At 69.8% G+C, this 16,513-nt stretch carries 17 protein-coding genes and 1 pseudogene; 13 read left to right on the top strand and 5 right to left on the bottom strand.

The genetic code is table 11. The annotated features are described in order from the left end of the window. Positions 1-133: 133 nt before the first annotated feature. From IE226_RS38680 to IE226_RS38670, 3 genes are all read left to right on the top strand, one after another. Entirely contained in the window at positions 134-322 is a 189-nt protein-coding gene (locus IE226_RS38680; protein WP_190086204.1) for a hypothetical protein, read from the top strand. Between the two features lie 831 nt (positions 323-1,153). Further along, positions 1,154-1,777 carry a DUF2975 domain-containing protein gene (locus IE226_RS38675; RefSeq protein ID WP_190086203.1) on the top strand — a complete coding sequence of 208 codons (624 nt, stop codon included), beginning with the start codon at positions 1,154-1,156 and terminating at the stop codon, positions 1,775-1,777. Next, positions 1,777-2,004, top strand: a complete 228-nt coding sequence (locus IE226_RS38670) for a helix-turn-helix domain-containing protein (RefSeq protein WP_190086202.1) — start codon at positions 1,777-1,779, stop codon at positions 2,002-2,004. Before IE226_RS38675 ends, IE226_RS38670 begins: the two co-directional genes overlap by 1 nt. A gap of 445 nt (positions 2,005-2,449) precedes the next feature. Here the strand turns inward: IE226_RS38670 and IE226_RS45150 are convergent. Next, positions 2,450-2,878, bottom strand: a pseudogene (locus tag IE226_RS45150) (nucleotidyl transferase AbiEii/AbiGii toxin family protein); the annotation flags it as partial. Between the two features lie 137 nt (positions 2,879-3,015). Here IE226_RS45150 and IE226_RS38660 point away from each other — a divergent pair. Then, positions 3,016-3,585, top strand: a complete 570-nt coding sequence (locus IE226_RS38660; RefSeq protein ID WP_229871826.1) for an SMI1/KNR4 family protein — start codon at positions 3,016-3,018, stop codon at positions 3,583-3,585. A gap of 94 nt (positions 3,586-3,679) precedes the next feature. Here the strand turns inward: IE226_RS38660 and alc are convergent, their stop codons facing one another. After that, positions 3,680-4,801 carry an allantoicase gene (gene alc, locus IE226_RS38655; protein ID WP_190086200.1) on the bottom strand — a complete coding sequence of 374 codons (1,122 nt, stop codon included), beginning with the start codon at positions 4,799-4,801 and terminating at the stop codon, positions 3,680-3,682. Between the two features lie 821 nt (positions 4,802-5,622). Continuing rightward, positions 5,623-6,255 carry a ScbR family autoregulator-binding transcription factor gene (locus IE226_RS38650; protein ID WP_229871825.1) on the bottom strand — a complete coding sequence of 211 codons (633 nt, stop codon included), beginning with the start codon at positions 6,253-6,255 and terminating at the stop codon, positions 5,623-5,625. 148 nt (positions 6,256-6,403) lie between these two features. Between IE226_RS38650 and IE226_RS38645 the strand changes: the two genes are divergently transcribed. From IE226_RS38645 to IE226_RS38635, 3 genes are all read left to right on the top strand, one after another. Continuing rightward, positions 6,404-7,399: a ScbA/BarX family gamma-butyrolactone biosynthesis protein gene (locus IE226_RS38645; protein ID WP_190086198.1), complete on the top strand. Its 996-nt coding sequence runs from the start codon at positions 6,404-6,406 to the stop codon at positions 7,397-7,399. Between the two features lie 42 nt (positions 7,400-7,441). Continuing rightward, the gene (locus IE226_RS38640) at positions 7,442-7,768 is read left to right on the top strand and encodes a LysR family transcriptional regulator (protein ID WP_190086197.1); all 327 of its coding nucleotides are present in this window, start codon (positions 7,442-7,444) and stop codon (positions 7,766-7,768) included. 113 nt (positions 7,769-7,881) lie between these two features. Continuing rightward, entirely contained in the window at positions 7,882-8,571 is a 690-nt protein-coding gene (locus IE226_RS38635) for an HAD family hydrolase (protein ID WP_190086196.1), read from the top strand. A 56-nt stretch (positions 8,572-8,627) separates the two neighbouring features. Here IE226_RS38635 and IE226_RS38630 read toward each other — a convergent pair whose 3' ends face one another. Continuing rightward, the gene (locus tag IE226_RS38630; protein WP_190086195.1) at positions 8,628-9,218 is read right to left on the bottom strand and encodes a TetR family transcriptional regulator; all 591 of its coding nucleotides are present in this window, start codon (positions 9,216-9,218) and stop codon (positions 8,628-8,630) included. 160 nt (positions 9,219-9,378) lie between these two features. Between IE226_RS38630 and IE226_RS38625 the strand changes: the two genes are divergently transcribed. The 6 genes from IE226_RS38625 (at position 9,379) to IE226_RS38600 (ending at position 15,059) form a co-directional block, all read left to right on the top strand. Further along, entirely contained in the window at positions 9,379-10,509 is a 1,131-nt protein-coding gene (locus IE226_RS38625; RefSeq protein WP_190086194.1) for an acyl-CoA dehydrogenase family protein, read from the top strand. A 261-nt stretch (positions 10,510-10,770) separates the two neighbouring features. After that, positions 10,771-11,181 carry an SRPBCC family protein gene (locus IE226_RS38620; protein WP_190086193.1) on the top strand — a complete coding sequence of 137 codons (411 nt, stop codon included), beginning with the start codon at positions 10,771-10,773 and terminating at the stop codon, positions 11,179-11,181. A 312-nt stretch (positions 11,182-11,493) separates the two neighbouring features. Further along, a complete protein-coding gene (locus tag IE226_RS38615; RefSeq protein ID WP_190086192.1) occupies positions 11,494-11,742 on the top strand; it encodes a hypothetical protein in 249 nt (82 codons plus the stop codon). 483 nt (positions 11,743-12,225) lie between these two features. After that, positions 12,226-12,642 carry a hypothetical protein gene (locus IE226_RS38610; RefSeq protein WP_190086191.1) on the top strand — a complete coding sequence of 139 codons (417 nt, stop codon included), beginning with the start codon at positions 12,226-12,228 and terminating at the stop codon, positions 12,640-12,642. Between the two features lie 133 nt (positions 12,643-12,775). Further along, a complete protein-coding gene (locus IE226_RS38605; protein WP_308429589.1) occupies positions 12,776-13,807 on the top strand; it encodes a DMT family transporter in 1,032 nt (343 codons plus the stop codon). A 70-nt stretch (positions 13,808-13,877) separates the two neighbouring features. After that, on the top strand, positions 13,878-15,059 hold the full coding sequence (locus IE226_RS38600; RefSeq protein ID WP_190086190.1) for a M20/M25/M40 family metallo-hydrolase: 1,182 nt from the start codon (positions 13,878-13,880) through the stop codon (positions 15,057-15,059). 54 nt (positions 15,060-15,113) lie between these two features. On the opposite strand, the gene IE226_RS38595 is transcribed toward IE226_RS38600, so the two are convergent. Next, complete coding sequence (locus IE226_RS38595; protein ID WP_190086189.1) at positions 15,114-16,106, bottom strand: helix-turn-helix transcriptional regulator; 993 nt, start codon at positions 16,104-16,106, stop codon at positions 15,114-15,116. Positions 16,107-16,513: the final 407 nt, after the last annotated feature.

The following is a 16,513-nucleotide window of genomic DNA, read 5'->3' as shown; positions in this document are numbered from 1 at the left end:
CCCAGGAGCGCCCGACAATGGAGGTAGGCCCGGGAACCGGGCCAAGCGGCTGAGCCGTTCGCCGAAAACGCGAACGGCCCCGGGGGCAACCGGGGCCGCTTCAGCTCACAGACGCAGATACGAGGTATCCGCTTTGACCAATGTACGACGCAACTCCTCAAACAACACCCCCGACTCCCGGGAGCCGCTGCCGCTCCGCTGGGGCGTCATCCTCACCGCGGCCGCTCTCGCGGCCGCGGTGACCTTCGTCGTGGGCGGCCCCCTGGCCGCTCTCGGCGCAGTCAGCGTGGTGGTCAGCACCCTGCACACCGTGATGGCGTAGCCGTCCCTCTGTTCCCGGCGCACAGTGCGCCGGGAACAGAGGTCACTCCAAAGAGACACCGCCCTGGCCCGATGACCGACCGCGGTCACACCCACTACGCCAAGGGCCCCACGGCAGCCGATCCGTCCTGGCTCGCCTTCTGTGCCCGAGCTCGCGAGGCCTGGAGTGCCTGGCCCGCGCCGACCTGGGCGAGCACGGACTCGCCGCCTCCTGCGCAGGGCAGGCCATCGTTCCTTCTGCGCGGTGACGCCTTCGCCCACAATCGCGCCGTATCACCACCGCCACTAAAGGTGGACGAGCGTGAGCAGCCGCGCCGCCGCCGGTGCGCCCGATTCAGCTACCTGCTCATCGTGCGATGGGCACACACGCCCTTGCGGGCGCTGTCAGCGGGCCCTTCTCCATCCGCGCTTGTGGTGGGCGCGCCCGTGTCGTGCCGGCGGGCGTTCTCGTACGCGGTTTTGCAGGCCGCGGTGGGCATGTGGTGGTCGGTATCAGCCGTGGGTGAGGGGCAGAGCGCCCGGCACCGGTCGACGACGGCGCGGCCTCGCCGCCTCCCGGGACTTCAACTCCTCTACCAACGGACCCAGTTGCGGGCCCTGGCCAGTCCGTCAGGGGGCCGATGGTCCCGAGGAGGGCGACTGGGCTTGCCTGCTGGTCGGTTGAGTACAGCGGACCGGTAGGGCCGGGGTCGACGGTTGGCTGAAGCTCGATGGTCAGGAGGTTGGCAACTCCACCAGTTCAGTTATATCGTTTATCGATAACATCGATAAACGATATAGAGCTGGCGTGGGGGGATCTGTGATGGCGACAACGCGTAGTCCGCTGGGGCCGATGTCGATAGCGGTCAAGTCGATCGTGACGCTGATGGCGGTACTCATGATCGGAGGTCTGGTCGGCCTTCTCTTCGCCGACAACGTGTCCGTCCTCGGCGTCGGCGAGCAGTCCGTGTGCGTCACGGATACGACCACACAAACCAGTACGGGAAACGGCGGCCCGGATGCGGACATCAAGGCCGCGCCCGGGGCCGCGCTTGTCCTGGACGCTCATCCGCGATACTGCACGGAGGACGCACCCGGCACGATGCAGAGCCTGCTCAACATCCAGTCCAAGCTGGCGCCCTTCGCCTTCTCCGTCGGAGCGCTGCTGCTCGTCCTGCGGCTGATCAGAGGTGCGGAACGCGACGGCCTCTACACCACACGAACCGCGGGGCGGCTGCGCGGATTGGGCTGGTGGATGCTGGCCGGTAGCGTGCTCGCCGCGATCCTCACATCCGTCGCCGAGCGGGCACTGGTCGCCTCGCTGAGCGCCGGCAACTTGAGCTCCGACGCCTGGTCCGGACTTCTGCTCTGGGACATCCCCTACATGGCGATCCTCACCGGCCTCGGCGTCCTCTCCTTCGCCCGGATCATGCGCATCGGCATCAGCATGCGCGAAGACCTCGACGGAACAGTCTGATGCCTGAGGAGAAGGACGAGCACGCCATCGAGGTGCACCTCGACCGGCTGCTCGAAGAGCGCGGAATGACGCTGACCGAACTCGCTGACCGAGTCGGCGTCACCCATGCGAACCTTTCCATCCTCAAGAACGGCAGGGCACGGGCCATCCGGTTCACCACCCTGACCCGTCTGTGTGAAGCCCTTGGCTGCCAGCCCGGCGACCTGCTCAGCCACCGAGCCCGCTGAGCACGCCGCCGACAGGCTCCATAAGACAACGCTCGGTGGCACGCAGGGTCCCGCCGGCTCAACCGGTCCCCCAGCCAACGATGACGAGCACGGCGCTGGATCCAGGTGTGCTGTTGGGGCTGTCCAATCAACGTTGATTGGACAGCCCCCGGTCGGCGCGCGGTTTTAGCTCGCTGGTCACGGTTGCTCTTGTTTGGGTCGGCGGCGATCGCGCAGGGCCGGCCGGCTCATTGTCGGTGCGCTGCTACTCGCCTCAGCGCGCCGGGACTTCCATGGAACGGCAGGCATACGACTCTGCGCGGCGCCGCTGCACGAAAGCCGCGATGCCGCGCTGTGGAGGGCGGTCCTTGCGGTGCTCTGCGCGCACAGAGTCAAGCGTCGTCCGGGTCCGCGCCGGCAGAAAGCCGGGAATCGAGGTCGCCCGCCCGGTCCATCGACCACGGACGGCGCCGGTGAGGCGGTCGCGCAGTTCGTGGAGACTGCACTCGAAGCGGGCGTGACGGCGGCCGAGCATTTCGAGATCGGCGGTGGGGCGTTGCTGTGAGGCGGCGTGCACGTCGATGAGGTCGCGGACGGCCCCGCGCTCGGCGAGCGCGCGGACCTTGGTGCCGATCACATCGTCGAGGGCGAGGACCGGTCCGTGCTCGGTCGTGGCGGGCGGGCGGGGACCAGACGGCCTCCTCGATGATGTCGACCTCGCACTCCTCGCCCGTGTGCGGGTCGGCGGCGATGAGACGGCCGGAGAGCGGGCTGGTCTCGATCTGCCGGACATTTCAGCCGCGCCGGATCAGGCCCTTGCTGGCCGTGCGGACGATCTCGTCCATGGGAGCGGGATCTCGGTGGCCACATCGAGGTCCTGGCTGAGGCGGTCGACATGCTCCCGCTCCCAGCACGACGGAGTACCGCCAGGCTGCCCGGACGCCAAAGGGCCCATGTTGCTCGAGGCGTCGTCGGTCGTGAACGTCGAAGGTCGGGGAAGGCTCGCGATCCGTGCTCTGGCACGCTGTCCCGGTGGACGCTCTCATCGGCACTCAAGCACCTCGTCAGCGACTGACTGACCCGGCCGCGACGGTCGCTGCTCTGGAGCGGGCCGTCCCCGGCCTCGCCCTCCTTCGACGTACGGTTCCAGCCGGCATCGACTGGGCAACGGTCGAGGAGTGCCTGACCACTGAGCTGCCTTCCGACTACAAGCTGCTTGCCGACAGCTACCCGCCCTTGGCTTTCGGAGACTTCCTTTGCGTCGGCTTCCCGGACCCCGGGCAGGAGCAGGCATGGTCAGAGGACCCCGAAGAGCTTGAGATCCTCGCTGAGTGGTGTGCGGACGCGGAGATGTGCGTTCCTCTGTACCCCTTTCCTGCCCCCGGGGGCCTGCTGCCCTGGGCGACGTCGAACCAGGGCGACTACTTCCTCTGGAACACCACAGGGACTGGTCCCGACGAGTGGACTGTCACGGTGGCCTCACGCAATGGCGGCTGGTGGCACTACAACGGAGGCGCGGTGCAGTTCCTCGCCGACCTGATCGGCGGAGCTCTGGAACTCTGGGAGCTGCCGTCGGTACAGCCTCAGGTCCAGGCCTTCTGAGCGACGAACGATGGCTTAGCGACTGGCTCGTGTTCACCGTGTCGTCCCACACGAAGACGACAGCCCGACACCGGAGACCGCCGGACGTAGCGAACTACCGGTAGTTGGTGAGAACCGTATAGCGGTCCGTGAGTTCGGTCAGGCCCTGTCGGGTGAAGGTGCCGTGCAGGCGCAGACGGGAGATGCCGCCGTCGGGGAAGACGTCGAGGCGTATCTCGGTGGCGGTGGCCGGGGCAGTCAGGGGCAGCTGGTGCAGGGAGTCGGGTTCCAGCTTGGTGCGGGGGACGATCTCGGTCCATGCGCCGTCCTGGCCGTCGCGTGAGGACAGGGCGATCCAGCCGGCAGCGTTGCCCTTGAGGTAGGCGGTGTCGATCTCGACGGCGCGGATCTCGCCCTGGGCGGCCAGGCGGTAGGCGATCCAGTCGTTGCCCTTGTCGCGGCGGCGCCGGGTCTCCCAGCCGTCGTCCATTTTGCGGGACCGGTCGGGCATGATCGTGTTGCCGGGGGAGGAGTAGAAGCCGTCGGAGGCTTCGGTGACGGTGCAGCCGTTGAGGACGCTGGCCAGGTCAACGGTGCCCAGGAGGTCGAGCCATGCGGGGTTGGGGGCGACGTCGCCGTGGATGCGGAGCCGGGCGACGCCGCCGTCGGGGTGCTGGTTGAGCCGCACGTGGGTGAAGCGGCGCTCGATGGACACCTCGAAGCCGTTGGCGGCATGCCCGCGCACGGCGGTGCGCGGCACGATCTCTTCCCACTTCGCCGTGTCGGAGAGCAGTTGCTGCGGGGTGGGCGTGCCTTCGACGCAGGTTCCCTGGATGCTGATCTGCTGCGGGTAGTTGGCGCGGAAGTGGGCGGTGTCGACGATGATGCCGCGGATTACGCCGGGGGCGCCGAGGCGGATCAGGGCCCAGTCGTGGTCGTCGGTGTCCGGGTGGGGGTTCTGGGTGGAGGCGCCGCGGCGGCGCCGGGTCTCCCATCCGTCCATGACCTTGCCCTTGTGGTCGAAGGCGTGCGGGTCGAACTCGGCGCGCTGGGGCAGCAGCAGGTTTTCCCGGTCGGCGAAGAACTCGTCGTTCGCCGCGACGACGCCGGCGCCGAAGCGGCGGTCGGCGAGATCGGGCAGCTGGGTGAAGGCGAAGTCGGCGTCCCGGTAGTCGGCGTAGGGATCTCCGCCGCCATAGGGGTTGGCGTCGTTGGTGCGGGACGAGTCGAGAGCCATCGAGTTCTCCTGGTGGGGTGCGGTTGCTGGGGTGCTGCTGACTCTCACACTTGACGACCAGTTAGGTCTACCGAAAGTTTTCGAATGATTCTTTAAGTTGAATGGGAAGGTTGGTTGGGGGGGCGGCTCCGCGGCGCGGGAGCTGCCGGCAGGGCGGGCGTGCAGGGCCTGCATCCGACAGCGTGTGCACATCCCGCCGGTGGAGGGCGCGTTGCGTCCGCAGGGCGTCGCGTCCCAGCCCGGGCAGGCCGCGGGCGCGGAGGGGGGTGGGCTTGGCGCGGTAGGGGGCGGAGGGCAGGGCTGCCTGCCGGCCGGGGCGGCAGCGCGGGGAGGGGGGTCGCTATCGGCTCGCGTGGCCGCGAACCCCCAGGCGTACCAGCGGCGTTCGGCGCGCTCGGCGAGCTGGGTCCAGGTGCGCTGGGCCGGCGCGACGAGCACGGCCTGGCGCAGCGGGCGGGGTCTGCGGGCCGGAAGCAGGTCGCGCAGTTCTGCGGGTAGTGCCGCCTCGATGCGGCGCAGGTCCTCACGCCGGGCCCGGGTGAGGGTGCTGGTCTGGGGCGGCGGCGCGTGCGCATCTCACCGGAGGTCGGACGGTGCTGCATGGCGGTCCCTTGCTGTGCGGGCCGCGAGCAGGGCAGCCGGCGGGGCGCCATTGGCGGATACGCCAACATGCGCTCCGGTCGCTTAGGCTTAGCGACGAGCGTGGTCGTTTCCGCGTACATGCTCGCGACTCTGTATCCCGTGCCGGGTGGAGTCGTGGTACCGATCGAGTGGCCGTACCTGTTCCCGCAGGGCGGCCATTCGCCTTTGTGCAGGCCTGTTCAGGCGGTGGTGACGCCCTTGAAGATGGCGTCGCGTACCTCGGTGTAGCGCTCGATGAGATCCTCGCGCCCGGTGAGCATGTCGGAGATGTGCTGCATGCCGAAGAACGCCGCGACGATGACCCGGGCCAGGGCGTGCGGGTTGGTGTCGGCGCGCAGCTGGCCGGCCGTCTTGGCCTCGGTGGCCAGGCCCGCCAGCAGCTCCTGCCAGCCCACATAGGGGCGCGGCAGGTCGGTGCCGATCAGTGAGCGCTCGATCTGCAGCCGCGCCCCGGCCTGGACCATGGTGTCGGAGCGGAAGGCTTCCGCGGTGGCGTCCAGGACGGCCAGCATCGTTTCCAGCGGTGGCAGTTGCCGCGCGCGGACCTCTGCCACGAGGGGCTGCCAGCGGCCGTAGTGCTCGTGCACGACAGCGACGGCCAGGGCCTCTTTGTTGGCGTAGTGGTGGTAGACGGCGCCCTTGGTCATCGAGGCGCGGTCGGCGACATCTTGCAGGGATACCGCCGGATAGCCGTTCTGGGCGAAGACCTCGGCCGCGACCTGCAGGATCTGTGCGCGGGTGCGGCGCGCTCGTTCCTGCTTGGGCTCCCTGGTCGGCTGGCGGGCGGCATGCGGCTGGCTTGTGCTCGGCACCGGCTCGTCCCCTTTCCTGTGCGTTCTGCGTGCTCGCCGAAGGGTGTTCCGGCGGTGATCCCTTGCAATATACATTCGGGAAGGTTTATTTTCATTCCACCAATCGGATGACGCATTCCACTATGTGGAATCGTGAGGGGGCTCCATCATGTCGATCAGCACGCTGCCCGCCCGCACCACGTTCACCAACACCGCGCCGTACTCCTTGGACTTCGACCAGACCGTGCCGCGCCAACTGGTCCACCGGGCGGGGGTGACCGAGGTGTTCCTGACCGACGGAGTCCAGATCCAGGGGGAGAGCCGGCGCGTGCGGATCGCGGCACAGTGGCCGCGCCACCATGCGCTGTACCAGCCCGACGCGCAGCGCTTCAGCGACCCGATGCTGCTCGTCGAGACCCTGCGCCAGGCCGCGATCTACACCGCGCACCGCTTTCACGGCGTGCCCCAGCACCACCGCTTCATCTTCTGCGACCTCGACTTCCGCATCGAAGAACCCGCCCTGCTGCGCATCGGCGGCGCCCCGCTGCGGGTCATCTTCGACGGCCGGTTCACCCCCGAGACCGGCCGCACCGACACCCGGCTCGCCGCCCGTTTCGACGCGGCGGTGGAGGTGGACGGACGCCGCTGCGGCCAGGGATCGGTGCGGCTGCTCGCCGTGGGCGATCGGCTCTACACCGCCCTGCGCCGCCGCCGGGACGCCCCCTTCGGCGCGCCCGTCCACCCGGTGCCCCGCACGCTGCTGCCGGCCTCCGAGGTGGGCCAGGCCCGGCCGGAGAACGTGCTGCTGAGCCGCGGCACCACGCCGGGCACCTATGCCATGCACCTGGACACCAGCCACCCCGGCTACTTCGAGCATGCCTGCGACCACGTCCCCGGGATGGCCCTCATCGAGGCCTTCCGGCAGGCGGGCCACCAGTTGCTGCGCCACTCCGCACGCTCGGACACCCACGTGATGACGGCCTGCGCCGTCTCCTTCGACGCCTTCGGTGAACTGGATGCACCCGTCACCATCCACGCGGACGAAGGGCCCAAGGAGGCCCGCTCCGGAGAGCGCCTGGTGCGGGTGAGCGCCGCCCAGGGGGAGCGCACCCTGGCCCGTGCCACCTCCGTCTACCTGCCCCACCGCACGGCAGCTTCCCGCTGATCCGGCCACCCCGTCCCGACACCCGAGAACAAGGGGGATTCGATGGAACTCCAGCACCTGCGCGTCTTTCGTGAAGTGGCAAAGGAGTTGAGCTTCACCCGGGCGGCCAGGAACCTGCACTGCGCGCAGTCCACCGTCACCGGCCAGATCAAGAGCCTCGAGGCCTCGTTGAACGCCACCCTCTTCCTGCGGCGCGGGCGCTGCCCCATCGAACTGACCGAGGCCGGCGTGGTGCTGCAGGCCCGGGCCGAGCAGATCCTCCAGGTGGTCGACACCACCAGCCGCGAAGTGCGCGGCGCCGCAGCCCCCCGCCGCGCCCCCGCCTGGCGAGGCACCGGTGGCCGGCCCGGCCTGCTGCTGCGCGCCTGACGCGCCTGACGCCCCTTCACGGGCACCACGGGCCGCGCCGGATCAACCCTCCGGCGCGGCCCGGCGTCTGCCCCCGGACGATGCCGCCCGCATGGGCGACGAGAAGGACTTGCATGCACTCCGCCCCCCGCGCCGTCGCCTTCTTCGACGTGGACGAGACACTGATCAAGGTCAAGAGCATGGCCCGCTTCCTCGCCTTCTACTGGGCCCGCACCGGCCAGGACCCGGCCCGCTTCGAGGACGCCCGCACCGCCCACCTGCGCCGACAGGCCGCCGGGATGCCGCGCGCCCAGCTCAACCGGGCCTTCTACCGCAACTTCCGAGGAGCACAGGGGGCCGAGCTGACCGCGGCCGGCCGGGCCTGGTTCGCTGCCGAGCAAACCCACCAGGACCTCTTCAACCAGCAGGTCCTGGACGCCCTGCATGCCCATCGCCGCACCGGTCGCCTCATCGCCCTGGTCTCGGGCTCCTTCCTGCCCTGCCTGGCACCGGTCGCCGAGGCCGTGCACGCCGACGTCGTGCTGTGCACCACGGCCGAGGAACGCGACGGGATCCTGACCGGTGAGACCGGCATCCCGGTGATCGGGCCGCGCAAGGCCGTCCTGGCCCGGCGGACGATGCGCGCACACAGCTGCGATCCGCGCGACTGCTGGGCCTACGGCGACCACGACAGCGACGCCGAACTGCTGAGCGCCGTCGCCCATCCCGTCGTGGTCGGCGACAACCCGCTGCTCCGTTCCCTCGCCGACCGCCACGGATGGCAGCGTCTGCTGACTGCCGCCCCGCTGTCACCGGCCCGTTGAGCGCCCCGCACACCATGCCGGCCAGGCGTCTGCCCGCCGGTGCGCCGGCGCTCTGCTCAGGGGGCGGGGTGGCGCATGGCCGGCAGCAGAAGCCCCCACAGCTGCTGAGTCCGGTCCGCCTCCGGCTCCGCGGGGGCGGCGGCGACGGTGTGCTGCAGCCCGAAGACCACGGCCGTCATCAACTGGGCCAGCAACTCGGGCCGGTGGCCCGCGTCGATCTCGCCCTCGCGCTGGGCCAGCGCCACCAGGTGCACCAGCAGCACCCGCAACCGGTCCACGAAGACCGGCCGGACGCCCTCGGATCGGGCCTTCTCGCTCACCAGTCGCAGCCCCGCCCCGAAGCGCGCATCGTGCTGCGCGCGGTCGGCCAACTGCGTCAACAGCACGTCGAGCACCTGCAGCGGGGTGGAGGCCGAGCCCTCGGCCGCCGTGAGCAGGCCCTGCCAGCTCTCCTCGAACTGCCGGGTCAGCTCGGCGGCCAATTCGGCCTTGGAGGCGAAGTGGCCGTAGAGCGCCCCCTTGGTCAGACCGGTGCGCCGGGCCACCACCTGCAAGTTGGTGGCGGCGAATCCCTGTGCGGCGAACTCGGCGGCGGCCGCGTCCAAGACCAGCGCGTGCGTACGCCGTGCCCTGTCCTGCTTCACCATCACCGCGTACCTCCGCGTCGCGCCATCGGCGCCCAGTAAAAAATACCTTCTCAACCGAATCTTTTCGTACGGGGGCACGGAGATACAAGTCAGCCCGGAAATCCCGATGACAAACCATCCCGCAAAGCAATATTCCGCACCTCAGGAAGGGGCAGGGTTGATGCCCGCCGACACCCAGACCACCACCCCCGGCGCCGACTGGGCGCGCGACGCCGCCGTCCAAGCAGCCCTGCACGCAACGGAATCGGAACACGGCCGCACCCTGCACCCGCCCGTCGCCCAAGCTCTGACCGACGCCGGCTTCGCCCGCTACTTCGTCCCCGCCCGGTTCGGCGGGACCAGTGGCACCTTCGGTGAACTCATCGACGCCATAGCCCTGGTGGGGGAGGGGTGCACCTCCTCCGCCTGGTGCGCCGCCCTGCAGGCCGCCCACGGCCGCCTCGCCGCGCATCTGCCGCCCCGGGGGCAGGCCGACCTGTGGCAGGACGGCCCGGACACCCCCATCGCCGCCGCCCTGGTGCCCCCCGCCGGGACGCTGACCCCGGCCGGCGGCGGCTACCGGCTGAGCGGGCGCTGGAACCTCGCCAGCGGCGTCATGAGCGCCCACTGGATCCTGCTCGCCACCGCCGACCCCGCCGCCCCCCGGGTCCGCCAGCTGATCCTCGCGATCCCCCGCGGCGACATCACCGTCCACGACACCTGGCACAACAGCGGCCTGCGCGGCACCGGAAGCCACAGCCTCTCGGTCGACGACGCCTTCGTACCCGCCCACCGCACCATGCCCCGCGACGCGCTGGCGGCCGGGCGCCAGGATGACGGCGCGGCCCGCTGCCACCGCATCCCCTACACCCTGGTCGCCTCCCTCATGTTCGCCGCACCCGCCCTCGGCGCCGCACGCGGAGCCCTGCGGGCATGGACCCGGCTGACGGCCACCCGCCCGGCCGGCCTGAGCGACCCCACCGCCCAGCAAGTCCTTGCCCGCTCCTCCGCCGAGACCGACGCCGCCCACCTGCTGCTCGTACGCGCGGCCCGGCGCGCCGACCACGCCCCGCCGGACGAGCTGCCCACAGCCCTCAACCAGCGCGATGCGGCCGTGGCGGTGGAGATGCTGGTGGCCGCCGTCGAACGGCTCTTTCGCCACGGCGGCGCCCGCGCCCAGAGCGAGGCCGAGCCGCTGCAGCGCCTCTGGCGCGACATCCACGCCCTGGCCGGACACGGAGCCCTGCAGCTGCCGGCCGCCGCGGCCGTCTACAGCCAGTGGGTGGACTCGGAGCAGGCCCACACGCCCTGAACTCAGGCGCACGCCCAGCCCGCCGACGGCCCCCGACAAGGGGGCCGTCGGCGTTTTCGTGAGACCCCGGGGCGGGTGTCCCGTGCCACCGAACCTGGATTGTCTGCCATCGAAGTTGGACGAGCGGTGGCTTCGTGACAGGGAAGTTGGACCAAGCCGGCTGAGATTCCACGCGGTCGCTACGCGAGGACCTGTCCGGCGCCTCATGCATGTCCGATTCGTTCAAGAGGAAGGTAGCCGCGGCCCATTACCGTCACCGCCATGAACAACATCGGCGAGGAATCACTTCATCTCAGTACTTATGTTGACCGCACCGCCAACGATGTATACGACTACGCCTCGGACGCGGCCAACCTGCCCGCGTGGGCCCACGGCCTGGGAGAATCCATCGAAAAGATCGCAGACCATTGGGTCGCAGCGTTCTCCCCCATGGGGCGGGTCGTGATCACCTTCGCGCCGCGTAACGAGCTGGGCGTGCTCGACCACGACGTCACGCTGCCCTCCGGGGAGACCGTCTACAACCCGGTCCGCGTGATCGTCAGCGGCGCCGGGAGCGAAGTGGTGTTCACCCTCCGTCGTCGGCCGGAGATGAGCGACGCCGAGTTCGAGCGTGACGCCGGCATGGTCGCCGCCGACCTGGCCCGTCTCAAGGACCTGATGGAGTCCGGATGAGGCCCTCTTCCGGTAGCGGCTCCGCGTGATCGCCTCGGAACCGGATGGTCGGCAGCTCATGGGCGGGGAGAGCTGACGTGTGACGCTATCTGGAGTACTCAATACCGAACACCGTCGTCCAACTTCGGTGGCAAACGGTCCAAATTCGATGGCACAGGACAGCGGGGTCCGGGCAAGAGCCGGGGTGTTATCGAGATCCCCGATCAAATTTGAAACCTTCGCGAAGGAATGATTCTCTCGCTGGAGATCAACACCCCTCAACCTCCCTGTCGGGGCCGGGGCCGGGGTTTGCCAGCCACCCAAGGAGAGCCGATGCAGTCCTCGAAGACCGTCGCGATCGTCGACCCGGTGTCCACCGGCGCCCACGACGCCCCGGAGTTCGCCCGGCGCGGCTGGCGCACCGTCGCCGTCCTGAGCAGCGGCAAGATCCCCGACGCCTGCGCCAAGGGATTCAGGCCCGGCGACTTCACCGACGCCATCACCCACACCGGCGACACCGAGCAGACGCTGACCCGCCTGGCCGCCCTGCATCCGCGCCCGCCCCACCGCCCCGGACGGTGACGTGCCCCGCACCCGCACCCCCACCCGCACTCCAGGACCCCAAGCAGCAGCTCCCCACGGGCTGCCGGCCGCTGAAGACGCCCCCGGGCCTCTTCAGCGGCCGGCAGCCCGCTGCGCATTCACCACCAGGAATCACACCGCCAGGCAGCAAAATGCCACACACACTTCCTGCCACCAAAATCGCTTCCCCCCACCCGGGCCGGCAGGAAAGATAGACATCAACGAAGCACGGGGAAGCCCACGAAGAAGTGAAGGCGAAATCCCCGCAACGGAATTGACTCGGAATCACCGAGAGCATTCCACCCAGGTGAGACTTCACCCCTTCCACACCTCTTGGAGGACCCCGATGACCATGCCCCAGCCGCACCCCCGCACCGCCGCCGCCCGCCCCCCGGCCTGCAGCGCCTCCGGCAACGGCGCCGGCTGGGACTGACCCGGCCAGCCCCGCCGGCCGGACCGTGCCCCCGCACCCAAGGACAGCCGATGCACATGATCACGGCGACCTACATCGCCACCGGTGAACAGCCCGCACAACACCTCGAGCCAGGAACCGTCGCCGACATCCTGTGGAGCACCGCCGTCCCCGCTGACGGACTCGAGCACATCTACGCCACGACCGGCCGGCAAGAGATCTCCCTCGTCCTCTTCCACCGCTCCGCACACGCCGCCCACGCCGTCGCGGCCACCGACCGCATCTGCCGGTCCGCCCTCGAACAGGCACCGGCCCTCACCGGCTACCGGCTGCTGAGCCCCACCCGCACACGCCACCCCGACGACGCCCCGTTCAGCGACCGCCGCCATCTCATGGGCCACGCGAAAACCGCCCGGACAAAGCGCTGCGCGACCTCCGCCGCCCTACGCACCGCCTGCACACCCAAGGCGCCGGCGCAAAGACGCTGAACTCCCCCCTGCAGTAACGAAAACGAAAACGGATGACGGGCACAGCCACGGGAAAAACCGGCTGGAATTCCCACCGCGTCACCCCTGTGAAGAACACCAGCCGATTCCCGTACCCCACCCCGAAAGGAAACTTGTGAGCATCGACAGGCACGCCGTCATCGACGCCCGGGCCCCCCTCGACACCCCCGACCCCCGAGAGCCGGCCTCTTCCCGGCCCCCGCGCACCGGCCTGTTCAGCCCCCGCACCATGGCCCTGTGGCTCGGCCCATTCCTCGCCACCGCCGCCACCCTCATCTGGTCCGGCAACTTCGTCATAGCCCGCGCCCTGCACGAATCCGTCGCCCCCGTACAGACCGCCTTCTGGCGATGGATCATCGCCCTGCTCGCCGTCGCCCCCTTCGCCCTCAAGCAGGTCTGGCAGCAGCGCGCCCTCATCCGCCGGCACCTGGGCTTTCTCACCCTGGCCGCCCTGCTCGGCGTCACCCTCTTCAACACCCTGATCTACCAGGCCGGCCAGACCACCTCAGCCACCAACCTCGCCCTCATCGCCGCCACCTCACCCATCATGATCGTCGGCTTCGGACTCATCGGCGGCGCCGAACGCGTCACCAAGCGCCGCGCCACCGGACTGTTCATCGCGCTCTTCGGCGTCATCGCCCTCGTCAGCAAGGCATCCCCCGCCGTCCTGTTCGGCCTCGACTTCTCCTCCGGCGACCTGTGGATGCTCCTGGCCACCGCCACCTTCGCCGGCTACAGCGCGATGCTGCGCCGCAAGCCCGCAGGCATCTCGGGCGTCTCCCTGCTGTTCACCACCTTCGTCATCGGCACCGCGATGCTGGCCCCGGCCTACCTCGTCAGCCTCACCGTCCAGGGCGGCTTCGCCCCCACCACCGGCAACGTCGGCGCCCTGCTCTACATCGGCGTGTTCTCCTCCGCCCTGGCCTTCTTCACCTGGAACAAGGCCATCGACCTCATCGGCGCCACCCGCGCAGGAGTCATCTACTACCTGCAGCCCGTGTTCGTGGCCGTCGTCTCCTACTTCGCCCTCGGCGAGCCGACCACACCCATCCAGCTGCTGTGCATGGGCCTGATCATCGTCGGCATCGCCCTGGCCGCCCGCAGCGCCGCACCCAAAAACCCCGCCGCACCGGCCGGCACGGCCTGACACCACACGACCTCGGCACCACGTCACATCACACCCACCCGCACACCCCGCACACACCCAAGGAACAGACATGACCATCCCCTCCATCAACGCCGAGCGCCTGCTGACCGACCTCACCTACCTCGGACAGATCGGAGCCGGCGCCGACGGCAGCATCTACCGAGTCGCAGGATCGACCGCAGACCTGGCCGGGCGGGACTGGATCGACAAGACCATGCGCGTGGCAGGCCTGCACACCTACCGCGACGAGACCGGCAACGTCTTCAGCCGCCGGCAGGACAGCGAAGGCCCCTGGCTGCTCATCGGCTCCCACGCCGACACCGTGCCCGGCGGCGGCTACCTCGACGGCGCCTACGGCGTCATCGCCGCCATGGAAGTCCTGCGCACCCTCCACGAGGCGGACCACCCCGCCGCCGCCCACCTGGAGACCGTCGCCTTCTGGGACGAGGAGGGCGTCACCCCGCAGTCCAACGGCGGGCTCGTCGGCTCCACCGCGCTGAGCAACCACCCCCACATCCAGGACGTGCACGGCTACCTCGAACTCCATGTCGAGCAGGGGCCCCGGATGGAACGCGCCGGCCTCGATCTGAGCGCCGTCACCGGCATCGTCGGCGTACGCCGCTTCCTGGTCCAGGTCCGCGGCCAGGAAAACCACGCCGGCACCACGCCGTTCGCGCTGCGGGCCGACGCCGGACGCGTCGCCACCCGCTTCAGCGCCGCGCTGCGCGACATCTGCCAGGGCGTGGACGAGGCCTCCATCGGCAACATCGGCTCCATCGCCCTGGAGCCCGACGCACCTAACGTCGTACCCGGAGCCGCCAAGGTCCAGGTCGAGATCCGCGCCGGCTCGGAGAAGTCCCTCGACGGCATCGAGGAGATGCTGCGCGAAACCCTGCAGACCATCGCCGCCGAGGAACAGTGCACGGCGCAGATGCAGACCACTTCCGCCAAGCCGGTCGCCGACTTCGACACCCGGCTCGTCGACGCGGTGGAGGAAGTCTGCCTGCACCGCTCCAGCAAGGCCGAGCGCATGCTCAGCTACGCCGGGCACGACGCCAGCGTCATGAGTACCCGCGTCCCCACAGCCATGATCTTCGTGCCCAGCACGGGCGGCTACAGCCACTCCAACCTCGAACACACGCCGGACGAGCAGCTGGTCCTGGGCACCCAGGCCCTGCTCGAAAGCGTCGTCGCGGTCTCCAACATCATGCTCACCCAGGACGTCGACTCCGAGCACAGCCTGGCAGCCTGACCTGCCGCGCACCAAGGCCCTGGCCGCCACCGGCCAGGGCCTTGGCCTGCCTCGTCAGCTGACCCAGTTGCGGCGGGCGGCGCGAACCCCCGCCTCGAAGCGGCTGCGCGCCTCGAGCCGCGACATCAGCTCCGACATCATCCGCCGCACGGTCCGTACGCCAAGACCCAGGCGCCGAGCGGCGATGTCATCGGTCAACCCCTGCCCCAGCAGCCCCAGCAGGGCGGCCTCCTGCTCACTTGGCCCGCCGGCGCCGGCCTCCCGGCCGCGGGCCGTACCGAACGGCGCCGCGCGCGCCCACACCAGTTCAAACAGCTGGGCCAGGGGAGCGATCAGTCCGGGCCCGGACACCTGGATCGCGCCCGCCCGGCTGTTGTCGGGGTCCAGCGGCAACAACGCGGTCTGCCGGTCGAACATGACCATACGGCTCGGCAGTACCGCCGCCGTGCGCACACCGCCCCCCAGCTCCGTCAGCCACTGCGCGTAGCGCAAGGTCGCAGAGTCATTGCGCACACTGTCCTGATACAAGGTCAGAACCTCGACCCCGCGCCCCAACAGCGCCCCGTCCAGAGGCCGGCTGGCCTCCAGGCTCGAGGCCGACTGAGCGCCGCCCGGCATGAAGGACAGACACTCGCCCGAGCAGCCGCGCGCCAGCTCCTCCAGACGCAGCTGAATGGCATCCAGCCCGTCCAGCACCTCCACACCATGCACGGCTTCATCCGCCAGCGGGTCGGCGAACTCATCGGCCAGCCGCAAGATCGCCTCCTGGCTCTCGGCCAGCTCCAGCTGCCGACGCAGCAAGGCATCCTCCTGCTGCTGCAACAACAGCCCAAGCCCCACCTTCGGACTGACCGCCCGCAACGAGCCCGGCGCCTGTCCGCCGTCCCGAAGCAGCCGCAACTCGGCCAGTTGGTCGAGCGCCTCGCGCACTTCCCCCTGCGCCATCCCCAGGTGCTCCGCGTACTCGGCAACGCCCCAATCCCGGCGGGTCAACAGCAGCCGGTACACCGCCTCGGTCCGATCGTCGATCCCCAGCGCAGCCAGCACTCCAACCACCCTCGTCCTGCTCGTCCTTGACACGTTCAGCAGGCCAACACAATCAAAACCTTCGCGAAGGTTTCAATTGGCATCGGAAATCACGATGCCGCCCCGGCATCTCTTCCTGTCCGACCCCTTGATCCCTCGCCAATCACGCGCCGACCGCTCCGGCGCCGGCCGCGTCAGCCGACGAGGCGCACGAGGCGCACGAGGCGCACGAGGCAATGATCGGCGCGCAGTTCGCAAACCGACGGCAGGCGCTGTTGACGGCCCGGCCGTCCGGTGTGCTGCCGCAGCGCGGCACTGCCGGGCTTTCCCGGACGGGGAGCTGGTCTCAGGCGTCCGGGCCTGTTCCCGTGAGGCGGCGTGCCAGTTCGTCGATGAGTTGGTCGGCGGAGTGCGGCGCGAGGAGGTCG

The organism is Streptomyces longisporoflavus, assembly GCF_014649775.1.
Taxonomy (GTDB): domain Bacteria; phylum Actinomycetota; class Actinomycetes; order Streptomycetales; family Streptomycetaceae; genus Streptomyces; species Streptomyces longisporoflavus.
The sequence above is the reverse complement of the archived record's forward strand: the minus strand, read 5'-3'. Positions and strand labels throughout refer to the sequence as shown.

Coding starts and splice junctions, on each gene's coding strand:
- IE226_RS38620 (WP_190086193.1), top strand. CDS start 10,771: ATGAACAACATCGGCGAGGAATCACTTCATCTCAGTACTTATGTTGAC.
- IE226_RS38630 (WP_190086195.1), bottom strand. CDS start 9,218: ATGGTGAAGCAGGACAGGGCACGGCGTACGCACGCGCTGGTCTTGGAC.
- IE226_RS38675 (WP_190086203.1), top strand. CDS start 1,154: ATGTCGATAGCGGTCAAGTCGATCGTGACGCTGATGGCGGTACTCATG.
- IE226_RS38600 (WP_190086190.1), top strand. CDS start 13,878: ATGACCATCCCCTCCATCAACGCCGAGCGCCTGCTGACCGACCTCACC.
- IE226_RS38645 (WP_190086198.1), top strand. CDS start 6,404: ATGTCGATCAGCACGCTGCCCGCCCGCACCACGTTCACCAACACCGCG.
- alc (WP_190086200.1), bottom strand. CDS start 4,801: ATGGCTCTCGACTCGTCCCGCACCAACGACGCCAACCCCTATGGCGGC.
- IE226_RS38635 (WP_190086196.1), top strand. CDS start 7,882: ATGCACTCCGCCCCCCGCGCCGTCGCCTTCTTCGACGTGGACGAGACA.
- IE226_RS38670 (WP_190086202.1), top strand. CDS start 1,777: ATGCCTGAGGAGAAGGACGAGCACGCCATCGAGGTGCACCTCGACCGG.
- IE226_RS38615 (WP_190086192.1), top strand. CDS start 11,494: ATGCAGTCCTCGAAGACCGTCGCGATCGTCGACCCGGTGTCCACCGGC.
- IE226_RS38610 (WP_190086191.1), top strand. CDS start 12,226: ATGCACATGATCACGGCGACCTACATCGCCACCGGTGAACAGCCCGCA.
- IE226_RS38640 (WP_190086197.1), top strand. CDS start 7,442: ATGGAACTCCAGCACCTGCGCGTCTTTCGTGAAGTGGCAAAGGAGTTG.
- IE226_RS38625 (WP_190086194.1), top strand. CDS start 9,379: ATGCCCGCCGACACCCAGACCACCACCCCCGGCGCCGACTGGGCGCGC.